Origin of the sequence: Arthrobacter sp. Bi26 (genome assembly GCF_918697925.1) — a bacterium.
Classification (GTDB): Bacteria; Actinomycetota; Actinomycetes; order Actinomycetales; family Micrococcaceae; genus Arthrobacter.
On the sequence record NZ_CAKKMF010000038.1, the window covers coordinates 32,528 to 43,585 of the forward strand.

Annotated in this window: 10 protein-coding genes; 5 read left to right on the forward strand and 5 right to left on the reverse strand. The window is 67.4% G+C overall.

The genetic code is table 11. The features are described from left to right. Window positions 1-51: 51 nt before the first annotated feature. On the forward strand, window positions 52-777 hold the full coding sequence (locus LQV16_RS11895; RefSeq protein WP_229994095.1) for a glycoside hydrolase family 16 protein: 726 nt from the start codon (window positions 52-54) through the stop codon (window positions 775-777). A 58-nt stretch (window positions 778-835) separates the two neighbouring features. Here the strand turns inward: LQV16_RS11895 and LQV16_RS11900 are convergent, their stop codons facing one another. Beyond that, window positions 836-1,972 (reverse strand): metallophosphoesterase, encoded by a 1,137-nt coding sequence (locus LQV16_RS11900; RefSeq protein ID WP_229994096.1) that lies wholly within the window; start codon window positions 1,970-1,972, stop codon window positions 836-838. Window positions 1,973-2,295: 323 nt separating this feature from the next. Here LQV16_RS11900 and LQV16_RS11905 point away from each other — a divergent pair, with 323 nt between their 5' ends. The 3 genes from LQV16_RS11905 (at window position 2,296) to LQV16_RS11915 (ending at window position 3,947) form a co-directional block, all read left to right on the forward strand. Continuing rightward, entirely contained in the window at window positions 2,296-2,847 is a 552-nt protein-coding gene (locus tag LQV16_RS11905; RefSeq protein WP_229994097.1) for a YceI family protein, read from the forward strand. A gap of 143 nt (window positions 2,848-2,990) precedes the next feature. Further along, window positions 2,991-3,404 (forward strand): YccF domain-containing protein, encoded by a 414-nt coding sequence (locus tag LQV16_RS11910; RefSeq protein WP_229994098.1) that lies wholly within the window; start codon window positions 2,991-2,993, stop codon window positions 3,402-3,404. Window positions 3,405-3,473: 69 nt separating this feature from the next. Further along, window positions 3,474-3,947, forward strand: a complete 474-nt coding sequence (locus LQV16_RS11915; protein ID WP_229994099.1) for an SRPBCC domain-containing protein — start codon at window positions 3,474-3,476, stop codon at window positions 3,945-3,947. 58 nt (window positions 3,948-4,005) lie between these two features. Here LQV16_RS11915 and LQV16_RS11920 read toward each other — a convergent pair whose 3' ends face one another. From LQV16_RS11920 to LQV16_RS11930, 3 genes are all read right to left on the reverse strand, one after another. After that, entirely contained in the window at window positions 4,006-4,875 is an 870-nt protein-coding gene (locus LQV16_RS11920) for a DUF4031 domain-containing protein (protein WP_229994100.1), read from the reverse strand. A 92-nt stretch (window positions 4,876-4,967) separates the two neighbouring features. Further along, window positions 4,968-6,305: an FAD-binding oxidoreductase gene (locus tag LQV16_RS11925; RefSeq protein ID WP_229994101.1), complete on the reverse strand. Its 1,338-nt coding sequence runs from the start codon at window positions 6,303-6,305 to the stop codon at window positions 4,968-4,970. Between the two features lie 264 nt (window positions 6,306-6,569). Beyond that, window positions 6,570-7,061: a carboxymuconolactone decarboxylase family protein gene (locus tag LQV16_RS11930; RefSeq protein WP_229994102.1), complete on the reverse strand. Its 492-nt coding sequence runs from the start codon at window positions 7,059-7,061 to the stop codon at window positions 6,570-6,572. An 818-nt stretch (window positions 7,062-7,879) separates the two neighbouring features. On the opposite strand from LQV16_RS11930, the gene clpB reads away from it, so the two are divergent. Then, window positions 7,880-10,537, forward strand: coding sequence for an ATP-dependent chaperone ClpB (gene clpB / locus LQV16_RS11935; RefSeq protein ID WP_229994103.1), 2,658 nt, complete (start codon window positions 7,880-7,882; stop codon window positions 10,535-10,537). 140 nt (window positions 10,538-10,677) lie between these two features. On the opposite strand, the gene LQV16_RS11940 is transcribed toward clpB, so the two are convergent. Then, window positions 10,678-11,058, reverse strand: a 381-nt coding sequence (locus LQV16_RS11940; RefSeq protein ID WP_229994104.1) for a septum formation family protein, incomplete at its 5' end; no start/stop codon positions are given.

Here is an 11,058-nt window from a genome sequence, read left to right on the forward strand (position 1 = left end):
CAATCCGCACCCGGCCCGGCACAGCTTCCGGTCCCGACCACGGATGTGACAATGACAGGTGACCTGCCCGGCTGGAAGCAGGTCTTTGTCGAGGATTTCTCCGCCGGCGACGTCCCGCTGGGCCGCTTCCCCGGCCCGCTCTACAACGCACGGTGGAGCGCCGGGTACAAGGACGGGACGCCGGATACTGCCGGACAACGCAGCGGTGGAACTTCCGGCTACTACCCGTCCAAGGTGCTTAGTGTCCGCAATGGCTCGCTGGACTGGTACCTGCACTCGGAGAACGGGATCTCGATGGGGGCGGCGCCGACGCCCAAAATCCCCAACGCCAGCTCCAACCCGCCGCGCGCCAACAGTCTCCTCCATGGCCGGTACTCGGTCCGCTACCGGGCTGATGCGCTGCCCGGATTCAAGACGGCATGGCTGCTGTGGCCGGACAGCGGCGTCTGGCCCCGGGACGGCGAAGTGGACTTCCCCGAAGGGGACCTGGCCGCAATCATTTACGGCGCTGTCCACTATGACCGGAACGGCGCGGACGCCTTCGAGAAATTCGATTCGGACCAGTCCGTGACATCGTGGCATATAGCCACGATGGAATGGAGTCCCGGGCGGGTCGAGTTCTTCCTCGACGGGCGTTCTCTGGGCGTCAGCACCAAGGCGCCGACATCGCCCATGCACCTGATCCTGCAGACCGAGTCCTGCCTGACCGGCTGCCCGGCCCCGGCAACCCAAGGCCATGTCTCGCTCGACTGGATCAGCGTCTGGGTGCCGGCTTGAGACTCAGTCCCCGGCGGATTACACGGCAGATTACCGGTGGCCGAATGCTTGTGGCGGATCACTTGCGCCGGAGCGTGAAGGAATCCGAGAAGGTGTAGCCGTCCGCAGGAACGAACCGGGCGGCAAGTTGATCCACGGTGGCCTTGACGTCCAGGGTCCCAAAGGCCGGTTCCCGGTTCTTGCCGGATGTGCTGGCGAAATAGCGCATTTCCGGGTCATCGGATCTGACGTTGTAGAGTCCCACGCCGCCAACGCCAACGGTGGCGAACACGGTCCCCGAGCCCTGGACCATAGTGCCATCGGTATCGGCCAGGCATCCGGAGGTGAAGCTGGCGGGAACGAGTTCCGCGCAGCTTCCGCCCGTGGCCAGCTGATGCGTCCGCTGATAGACGTGGTCGTGGCCGGACAGGACCAAATCCACGTCCTTTTCGATCAGCATGTTGGTGAAGTCCTGCCCCGCCTGGCAGTCATAGTTGCCGACGCTCAGGCACGGGGTATGCATGCCCACCACGGTCCAGGGGATGTTCTGCGATTTGGCCTCGTCGATGGCGTTCGCGGTCCAGCGCCAGCGCTCGCTGCCCCTTGAGTAGTCCAGCGGCTCCCCGCCCCGGAACTCGATGCCGGGGGAGACAAGAATGAAGCGGACAACGGGATTCTGCTCGGGGACATCGACGCGCCACTGGGTGCCGTATTCGCCCTGCAGGCCGGGCAGCTTGTTGGGCAGGCACTGGACAAATTTCTCGATGTCGCCGTCATGGCCGTCACTCTCGTGGTTGCCGGTCACCAGCTGGTAGGGGAATTCGTTGCCGAGGCGGTCAGTGACCATGTCGCAGAACTGCTGTTCGAGCCCGGCTTTGTAGGTGAAGTCACCGAGGGCGAGGTTCAGGTGGGGATCGAGGCCGGCAACGACGTCGAGCACCTTTTTAGCGCCCGCGCCCACGCCGATGTCCCCCTGGGCGGTGAAGTGCACGGGCTCGCCAGCTGGTGGCGCGGCAGGCGACGACGGCGGCGGTGCGGACGACGGCGGTGCGGACGACGGCGGTGCGGACGACGGCGGTGCGGACGACGGCGTGCCCGGGCTCGGGCGCGGTGCGGGTTCCGGCGGGCCGGGCAGGCAGGCCGGAAGCAGCAGGCCCAGGCTCAGCAAGCAAGCGCCGATGCCCGCCTTGCCACGTTTCCCCAGGGACCCGGCCACGATTCCTCACATCACTTGGTTGATCAGGACTGTGCGAATAGTTCTGCGAAATTCGGTGATTGCCCGGCATTTATAGGCCAGAGTAACCCGGCCGCGGAGCGAAGGCCAGAGAACGCGTCGGTCCCGGAAAGCGGAATCCGCCGTCGGAAATCCGGAAGTCCCAAGGCAGCGTGCCCGCTGGCGTGTCGCGAGTCGCGTGTCCCGCATCTAAGGCCGGTCGGACCCTAGCCCGGGGCGGGCTTCCTCGTTAGCATGCAAAGTGGGGAAACCCCTCCCATCACCCCCGGCGGGACAGACCCCGCCACCGCTCGAAGGAGACCGTTGTGACTCTGCCCGAAGGTTTGACCCCCGGTGTGTGGACGCTGGACATGTCCCACAGCGAAATCGGCTTCAGCGTCCGCCATGCGGGCATCAGCAAGGTCCGCGGCCGGTTCAACGAGGCCTCCGCCGAGGCGCGGGTGCGCGAGTCGCTGGCGGACGCCAGCCTGCACGCCACAGTCAAGACCGCCAGTTTCGATTCGGGGGACGCCAACCGTGATGGCCACGTCCGCGGCCCCGACTTCTTCGATGTCGAGACGTACCCCGACATGACGTTTCGGGCCACAGGGATCCGGGGCGACGGGGATGACTACGTGCTGACCGGCGAGCTCACCATCCGCGGTGTTACCAAGCTCGTGGAACTCGAAGTCGAGTACACCGGCGTGGCGGTGGACCCCTTCGGCGCCACCCGGGCCGGATTCAGTGCTGAGGCGGACATCAGCCGGAAGGAATTCGGCCTGACCTGGAATGCCGCCCTCGAAGCGGGCGGGCTGCTGGTCAGCGACAAGGTCAAGATCAACGTTGAGGCCGCCATGGTCAAGCAGGCCGAGACGTAAGCGCCAAAGAGGCCGGGCGCAACCAGGAGCCGGGAGATGGAAGCCGGTTGCCAGGTGCCGGACACGGGCCGGGCGCGAAAGTCAGGGATTTTTCCGGGTGAACCACTAATCCGAATGTCACTCCTACGGGCGAGAATGAATCCATGAAGACACTCCTGAACATCATCTGGCTGTTCTTTGGCGGCTTGTGGCTGGCCCTTGGATATTTCCTGGCGGGCGTCGTCTGCTGCGTGCTGGTGGTCACCATTCCGTGGGGGGTCGCCTCGTTCCGCATCGCGTCCTATGCCCTGTGGCCCTTCGGCCGCATGGTGGTGGACAAGCCGGGCGGAAACGGCGTGTTTGCCCTGCTGGGAAACGTCATCTGGCTGTTGGTGGCAGGCATCTGGATCGCGATCGCGCACGTCGTCACGGCCTTCGCCATGGCCATCACGATTGTCGGCATCCCGCTGGCGATCGCGAACCTCAAGCTCATCCCTGTCTCGCTGATGCCGCTCGGCAAACAGATCGTTCCGAGCAATTCGCGCTATGTGGTCGCCTACAGCCCCAGCCGACGCTAGGGCGGCAGCGCAGCCAGGGGGCCGAGGGGCACTTCCCCTGTCAGTCCAAGCAATCCGAGGGAGAAGACCATGAGCGAACCGGCGTCCGGGGACACGGACCTCATGCTTGTCATTGTCCGCGAGTTCAGGGCCCCGATCCGGGGCGTGTGGTCCGCGTTGACGGACCCGGACCAGGCTCCGCAGTGGTGGGGTCCGCGCGGCTTCCATGTCCCGCGTGAGAGCGTCGACGCGGACCTCGAAGTCGGCGGCCTGCACCGCGCCTGCATGATCCAGGACAGTACCGGGCAGCAATTCTGGTGGAGCGGGGTGCATACGGATGTTGAGCCGCCGCACCTGTTCGTGTTCACCCATGCCTGGGACAGGCCGGACGGCACCCGCGGCTTCGAGACCGAGGTGACCATCCGGTTGGAGGAGATCGACGGCGGCACGCAGATGACATTCACCCAGGGTCCGTTTGACTCCGCGGCCAGCCGCGACCGCCACGGCGAAGGGTGGCGCGAGTCGTTCGACCGGCTGGCGAATCACCTCAGCGTTGCCGCCTGAGCCTCACCGGCTGCGGTTGGGCTGCCGGGTGCCTGCCGGTGGCCCGCCGGTGACACCGTCAAGCGAGCTCGCCCTGCAGGTTACGGCGGGCTGGCTCCAGCCACAGACCGCGGGCGCGGTCAGTGTGGAAGAGCGGATCAAGCTGCAGCAACCGGCGGACGACGGCGGCGCGGCCGGCGGCGAAGTCGGCGTCGCCGATATGCGCGAAGTCTTCCCGAACGGCGGCGAGGTACCGGGCGTAGGCCTCCGGTTCCCCGCCGAGGACGGAGAGATCGGCGTCGCTGAGCAAGGCGCCGCCGTCGTCCCCGGGCTCCGGACGGTGGTCTGCCGTCATCAGCACCAGGCGCACCACTTCGTCCACCTCGGCGGCCGGGAGACCGGCATGCCGGAGCCGGTCTTCGGCCAGCCGCGCCGATTCTTCCTCGTCCTGTCCCGCCACGCCGCGGTAGACGGCGTCGTGGAACCAGGCGGCCAGCACCACGGTCCGGGGCGGATCGGCCGGATCGCACAGCAGGTCCAAGGCCTCCAGCACCGCCAGCAGATGGGTGCGGCCGTGGTACTTCCGGTGCTCCTCGCCCCAGCGATCCAGCAGGTCCAGGAAGAGGGCGTCGTGGCCCGGCAGCGCCTGATTCCAGCGGTTCAGGAGCGGGACCCGGAGGGCCTTGCCGCGCCGGCGGGCCGGGATCCGCAGCCCGCTGTCGATCAGTTTGCGGACCAGGACCCGGCCCTCCACTGGAATGGCACCGGCTGAGACCAGGTCCTTGTACCGGTCCTCGGCGACGTCGTAGTGGTCGCCGTCGAACGCGCGCCCGGAGATGCCGGCAGCCGCGGCGAACGTGTGCAGCTCCTCGAGCGAGGTGTCCGAAACGAGGTGGGAAAAGTGGGTTCCGTGGGCAGGCCAGAGGGGCGGATCGACGTAGACGGCCATGGTGGCATTCTAGCCCCGTCCGCGGGCACGAACTCGGCGCCGGCGCGGGCGGGGACGAGCCCCGGCCGGCGTCGGACGGGCGCGGGCCGGGGTCACACCGCGACGGCGGGGCGAATGTTCTGGTTGCCGCGGAAAACGTTCCCGGGGTCAAACTCGCGTTTTACTTCTGCCAGCCGGTTGTAGTTTTCGTCGCCGTAGGCCGCGCGGATCCGGGCTTGTCCTTCGTCGCCGATGAAGTTCAGCCAGACGCCTCCGGTGGCGTAGGGGGATATGTCCCGCCGGAAGCGTTTGACCCATGCCTTCGCTTCCTGCCCGCCCTGCGGGGTGTCGCCCAGGCCGAACGGGTGGCTCACCCAGCTGGCACTCCGGTTCAGGAGCGGCGTCGCCGATGCTGCAGGCCCGCTCACCGCCCCGCCCCAATGGGCTATCAGTTGCTGGGAACTTGGCCCGGGGAGGTTCCGCGCCGATTCGATGATGACATCCAAGGCGTCGTCGGAGAGTTCGTCGTGATAGTCAGCGCTCCAGTAGTTGTACTTGCCCGGCGGGTCGTCGAGGGAGCACTGGAAATCTGCGTAGCCAGTATCCTCCACCAGGTCCACAACAGGGCCAAGCTCCCGGTAGGCCTTGGCATGTTCTTTGCCTTCCTCGGCGTCCCCGGCGAAGACATACACGACATACACCGCCATCTTGCCCACCATGTTCGGGGGCACGAAGGGTTCCGCCGGCGCAATCCCGTAGATGAGGGTGGCGGACTCTTCGTTGGGGGCCGCGACGGCCAAGTCCCGGTAGCCCCGGCTGAGTTCCGGCGCCGCGTCCCCCGGCCACATCAGCACTCCGGCATGTACTTTTGGCCCGAGCTGGTGCAGGCCGAAGGTGAACGACGTGGCGACGCCGAAGTTCCCACCGCCTCCGTGCAGGGCCCAGAACAACTCGGGATTCTCCCGGGCGCTGGCCGTCACGTGCTCACCGGCGGCCGTGACCAGATCCACGGAGACGAGGTCGTCGCACGCGAAGCCGAAGGCACGCTCGAGCCAGCCTGACCCGCCCCCAAGCGTGAAACCGGCGAGACCTGTCGTGGAGACCCGCCCGCCGGTGAGTGCCAGGCCATATTCCTGAGTGGCGCGGTCAAACTCGCCGCAGGTGAGCCCTGCACCCACCGTGGCAGTGCGGGCCTCCGGGTCCACCCGGGCGGATTTCATCGGACGAACATCGATCACAAGGCCGCCGTCGTTCATCGACACGCCGGCCACGGAATGGCCGCCGGCGCGGACGGCGACATCGAGGCCGTGCGTCCGCGCATACGCCAACGCGTCGGCCACCCCTTCCGCGTCGGCACATGGGGCAATGACGGCCGGATGACGGTCGATCATGGCGTTGAAGAGTCGTCGTGTTTCGTCGTATTCCGGGTGACCCGGCCTGACCCACCTCATGGCAGTGCTCCCTCGGTGACCGCGGCTCCGCCCCACTTTCCGAGCTTACGACCGTGCGCCAGCTGTGGCTACCGCCAGTTGTTTGGCCAGCCGCACCTCGTTGATGACCATGGCATCTCGGACGCTCGGATGCGCGCCGACCGGGCGTCCTGCAGGGGTGTTCTGGCGGTTAGCCGCGGGCGGGTCAGCCTGCTGGCGGGTTCGAAACGGCGGCGCGGAGCCGGTCAGTCGCGGGCGGGTCAGTCGCGGGCGGCGCGGACCGGGTCAGTCGCGGGCGGCGCGGACCGGGTGCTGGCTGACAATCGAGACGCGGTTGAACGCGTTCATCGTGATCGCCAGCCAACTGACGGCGGAAAACTCTTCGGCCGTCAGGTGCCGTCGGGCCTGTGCGCCTTCGTGGTCGCGGGTTTGGGCGTCAGAGATGGTGGTGATGGCCTCGGCCAGCGTCAGGGCTGCGCGTTCCTTTTCGGAGAAAAGAGTGGTGTCGCGCCATGCGGAGAGCACGGCCAGGCGCTGGGCCGACTCACCGTTCTTGATGGCATCGCCCACGTGCATGTCAAGGCAGTAGGCGCAGCCGTTGATCTGCGAAATGCGGACATTGAGCAACTCGATCAGCGTCCCGTCCAGCCCGGCTTCCCCGGCGGCTTCCTTGACTTTCAAGCCCAGCCCGTTGAGTGCGCGCCAGGCAGCAGGGTGCGCTTTGTCGAGGAATACACTCCGCTGATCGGGATTCTGCGGTGCCGCCGTCTCATTCATGGATTCCACAATACCGATGAGCTTGGGTACGGCCGGGAGCGGCGTGTGACAATCCTGTCAAACATGTGACAAGCTTTGGGGGTGGGGGTGTTTGGTTCGGTGGCCGGCTCCTTGGGGGACCCAGCCACCGGACCGCCCGTTCCGACCTGGCCTTGTCACGGCGGCCAGGCTGCGCCCCGCTGAGCCGCGCCAGGCCGAGCCGAGCCTCGCTGAACTCCGCCGGGCTGAGCCTCGCCCCTCTGAACTCCGCCAGATCTAACTGGGGACATGTCCAGCTGTGCGTGCCAGCAGAGGGCATGTCCCGTGGCCACATCCAGCAGCGTGGGACATGTCCAGTCGTCGGGCCTAAGAGTGGGCATATGGGGAGTATGCCCACCGGTGCGTGCCAACGGAGGGCATGTCCGGCGGTCGCTTCTGGCGGCGGGGGGCATGTCCTGCTGTGTGTGCCAGCAGAGGGCATGTCCAGTGGTCGCGCCCAGGTCGAGGGGACACGCCCATCGTTCGCGACCAGGTCGAGGGGACATGCCCATCGTTCGAGACCAGGTCGAGGGGACATGCCCAGCCCTGGACCCGGGCTGTGGACATATTGGGACTATGTCCAGTCCTTGGGCCGACAGGAGGGCATGTCCCTTCCGGGCCGGGGCCTTCCGGGCCGGAGCGGGCCGAGGAGGGATGCCCGCGGACCGCCCCGGCCCGCGGGCATTCGGCCCCTAGACAGGCGTTTCGCTCTCGGCAAACATGGAGCCAGCGTCCCTCATGGCAAAGTTGAGCGATGTAGACTCAACTTTGACACAGGACCATTCCGGAAGGAGCCCTCTTTGGACGCCAAATTCACCACCAAGAGCCAGGAGGCTCTCGCTGCCGCCGCCATGAACGCCTCGACCGCGGGTAATCCGCAGCTCGAGCCCGCCCACCTGCTCAAAGCGCTCATGGACCAGCGGGAGGGCGTCGCCGTCGCACTGCTCCGGGCCACCGGCGCAGATCCGGACGCCGTCAGCGTCCAGGCGAGCACCGCCATCAAGGCGCTTCCGTCGTCGTCCGGGAGCAGCGTGCAGCAGGCGCAGTTGTCCCGGGCCGGGCTGCAGACGATCAAGAATGCCCAGAACGAGGCCGAGCGCCTCGGGGACACTTTCGTCTCCACCGAACATTTGCTGCTGGGCCTTGCTGCCGGGAGCGACGGCGTCGGGAAGCTCCTGCGCGAGGCCGGCGCCTCCCATGAGGCGCTGCTGGCCGCCCTGCCGGGCGTCCGTGGCGACCGCAAAGTGGACAACGCGGACCCGGAGAACGCGTTCCAGGCGCTGGAGAAGTACGGCACGGACCTCACGGCGGTGGCCCGCTCGGGCAAGCTGGACCCGGTGATTGGCCGCGATGCCGAGATCCGGCGCATCATCCAGGTCCTGAGCCGCCGCACCAAGAACAACCCCGTTATTATCGGCGAGCCCGGCGTCGGCAAGACCGCCGTCGTCGAGGGCCTCGCCCAGCGGATCGTGGAAGGCGACGTGCCCGAAAGCCTGCGCGGCAAGACCCTGATCGCGCTGGACCTCGCCTCGATGGTGGCCGGGGCGAAGTACCGCGGCGAATTCGAGGAGCGGCTCAAGGCTGTCCTGGAGGAAATCAAGGGCTCCGAGGGGCAGATCGTCACGTTCATCGACGAACTCCACACGGTGGTGGGCGCCGGAGCCACGGGGGACAGCTCCATGGACGCCGGCAACATGCTCAAACCCATGCTGGCCCGCGGCGAGCTGCGGCTGATCGGGGCGACCACGCTGGACGAGTACCGCGAGAACATCGAAAAGGACCCCGCCCTGGAGCGCCGGTTCCAGCAGGTCTACGTGGGCGAGCCCAGCGTTGAGGACACCATCGGCATTCTGCGTGGCCTCAAGGAACGCTACGAGGCCCACCACAAGGTGTCCATCTCCGACTCCGCCCTCGTGGCGGCCGCGACCCTCTCCAACCGGTACATCTCCGGCCGGCAGCTGCCGGATAAGGCCATCGACCTCGTGGACGAGGCCGCGTCCCGGCTGCGCATGGAAATCGATTCCGCCCCGGAGGAGATCGACCAGCTGCGCCGACAGGTGGACCGCCTGACCATGGAGGAACTGGCCCTTGCCGGCGAGACCGACCCCGCCTCGGTGGAACGCCTTGCGGCCCTGCGCGCGGACATGGCGGACAAGAAGGAGGAGCTCGCGGGCCTGAACGCCCGCTGGGAGGCCGAGAAAGCGGGCCTGAACCGGGTGGGCGACCTGCGGGCCAAGCTCGACGAGTTCCGCTCCGCCGCCGACAAAGCCCAGCGCGAGGGGGACCTGGAGACGGCGTCCAGAATCCTCTACGGCGAGATCCCGTCCCTGGAGCGGGAACTGAACGCCGCCGCCGAGGCCGAGGCGGCCGTGCCCGATAAATCGAGGCAGATGGTGGCCGATGAGGTCACCGCCGATGACATCGCGGAGGTTATTTCGGCCTGGACCGGCATCCCCGCGGGGCGCATGCTGCAGGGCGAGAGCCAGAAGCTGCTGAACATGGAGCACGTCCTGGGTGAGCGGCTGATCGGCCAGCAGAAGGCCGTCGCCGCGGTCTCCGACGCCGTACGCCGCGCCCGCGCCGGGATCAGCGACCCCAACCGGCCCACCGGCTCGTTCCTGTTCCTCGGCCCCACCGGCGTCGGCAAGACCGAGCTCGCCAAGTCCCTCGCGGACTTCCTCTTCGACGACGAGCGCGCAATGGTGCGGATCGACATGTCCGAATATTCGGAGAAGCACTCCGTGGCCCGGCTCGTCGGGGCGCCCCCCGGGTACGTCGGCTACGAGGAGGGCGGCCAGCTCACCGAGGCCGTGCGGCGGCGCCCGTACTCGGTCCTGCTGCTGGATGAGGTGGAAAAGGCGCACCCGGAGGTCTTCGACATCCTCCTTCAGGTGCTCGACGATGGACGGCTCACCGACGGTCAGGGCCGCACCGTCGACTTCCGCAACGTGATCCTGGTGCTCACCTCGAACCTGGGCAGCCAGTTCCTGGTGGACCCCGGCCTCGACGCCGCGGCCAAGAAGAACGCCGTCATGGCCATGGTGAACGCCTCCTTCAAACCGGAATTCCTGAACCGGCTCGATGAGGTGGTGCTGTTCGATCCCCTGACCGTGGAGGAACTGTCCCAGATCGTGGAACTGCAGGTCAAGGAGCTCGGCGAGCGGCTCAAGGGCCGCCGGCTGAACCTCGAAGTGACCGAGGGCGCCCGCGCCTGGCTGGCCGTGTCCGGCTTCGATCCCGCGTACGGCGCCCGGCCGCTGCGCCGCTTGGTGCAGCGCGAGATCGGCGACCGGCTGGCAAAGGCCATCCTGGCCGGCGAAATCACCGACGGCGACACCGTCCTGGTGGACACCGCGCCGGACCTGATGGAACTCACCATGGGCGGGCTGGAGGGCAGTGGTCTGCCCGACGGCGGCGCGGCCACCGGCACCGGGCTCTCGGTCCGGCGCAAGGAATAGGCGCCGGCGGCTAGAGCGCGCTAAGTGCCGCCGGCAGCCGGGCCCGTCCCGGCTGCCGGCGGGCTAACTGGTCTAAAGCCGTGCGCCATGCCGGCGGGCTACGGCCATGCGCTAATCCAGTGCAGTAAAGCCGGGCAAGGTTAGGGCAGCAGGGACTCCATGATGACGTTTCCGGTGTCCGTCACGGCGTAGCAGTCGACCCGGCGGTCGCCCTTGTCCCAGCTGCGCGAGCTCGGGTAGGCCAGCTTGTAGCTCAGGTCGTAATCTCCCGCCTTGTCCGTCAGCGGTGCTTCCTTGCAGGCATTGCGCGCTTTCTGCTTGAGCTGTTCCCGGCCGGGGTAGGACTCATCTGCCCCGTACTTCTCCACGGCGACCAGCTGCGCCGAGTGACCTGTGGCGCAGTCCACGACGGTGGACTGTTGCGCATCCGGATCGAAGTCCTTGAAGCAATCCCGCAACTGGAAATCCATGGGGCTGACGCCTTCCAGCGGCAAGGCACCGCGGCTGGCCGGGGCCGGGGC

Coding starts and splice junctions, on each gene's coding strand:
- LQV16_RS11895 (WP_229994095.1), top strand. CDS start 52: ATGACAGGTGACCTGCCCGGCTGGAAGCAGGTCTTTGTCGAGGATTTC.
- LQV16_RS11930 (WP_229994102.1), bottom strand. CDS start 7,061: ATGAATGAGACGGCGGCACCGCAGAATCCCGATCAGCGGAGTGTATTC.
- LQV16_RS11920 (WP_229994100.1), bottom strand. CDS start 4,875: ATGGCCGTCTACGTCGATCCGCCCCTCTGGCCTGCCCACGGAACCCAC.
- LQV16_RS11910 (WP_229994098.1), top strand. CDS start 2,991: ATGAAGACACTCCTGAACATCATCTGGCTGTTCTTTGGCGGCTTGTGG.
- LQV16_RS11925 (WP_229994101.1), bottom strand. CDS start 6,305: ATGAGGTGGGTCAGGCCGGGTCACCCGGAATACGACGAAACACGACGA.
- LQV16_RS11915 (WP_229994099.1), top strand. CDS start 3,474: ATGAGCGAACCGGCGTCCGGGGACACGGACCTCATGCTTGTCATTGTC.